This is a genomic window from Halohasta sp. A2 (assembly GCF_056175805.1).
On record NZ_JAQFWV010000217.1, the window covers coordinates 1 to 424 of the forward strand.

The 424-nt window shown below is 58.3% G+C and carries 1 pseudogene; it reads left to right on the top strand.

The features are described 5' to 3' along the window. Positions 1–41 precede the first annotated feature (41 nt). Positions 42–424, top strand: a pseudogene (locus tag O2S87_RS18865) (IS5/IS1182 family transposase); the annotation flags it as partial.

Consider the following 424-nt stretch of genomic DNA (forward strand, 5'->3'; position numbering starts at 1 on the left):
CACGGGTTAGAAACGTGAAGCCGAGGAATTCGACTCTGCCCATGGAGATCGATCTCCTCGACTTCGTTGAGCAGTGTCGTCGGCTAGCTAAACAAGCGTTGGGAAAGTATGCGGGCGAGCCCGCCAGCGGCGGGTTCGCCCGCTGGGTTCACGTCGTTTTGCACTGTATTCGGCTCGAAGAAGGTCATAGCTACCGTGAAACGCCGAATCGGCTGAAGTATATGACCGAGATACGAGACGTGCTCGGCTTAGATCGAGACGATCTCCCGGACTATAGCACGATCTACAAATCGTTCGACCGGCTGAAAATGTGGGTGTGGCGGGCGTTGCTGCGCGTTTCAGCGCAGCAACACCCGCAGTCTGGGCACGCCGCACTCGACAGCACCTTCTTCGACCGCCGCCGTTCGTCGTCGTACTTCCGCCA